Below are 243 nucleotides of genomic sequence, written 5' to 3'. Positions count from 1 at the left end.
GTCTTCGACTGTACTGATAATCGACTTGAGAATGGTTACTTATTTTTATTACTTCAAACCAGTCGCTATCGTGATCATTTAGATCTGCATGCGCATGGTACAGCGAATCAAGCTAGCCTAAATATTTCAGATATGTTGAGTTTTACTGCAACAATACCCCCGCTAAAGGAGCAAGTTAGTATTACTGAAGAAGTAAATAAAAAACTTGATTCGTTAGCAGTGCTCCTTAGTAAATCTCAAGAG

General features: G+C 37.0%; 1 protein-coding gene. It reads left to right on the top strand.

The features are described from left to right. Positions 1-243 (top strand): hypothetical protein (locus Q4563_RS21960; RefSeq protein WP_303606046.1); only part of this gene is annotated, 243 nt, incomplete at both ends.

The sequence above is a fragment of the Gilvimarinus sp. 1_MG-2023 genome (assembly GCF_030548285.1).
The sequence above is the reverse complement of the archived record's forward strand: the minus strand, read 5'-3'. Positions and strand labels throughout refer to the sequence as shown.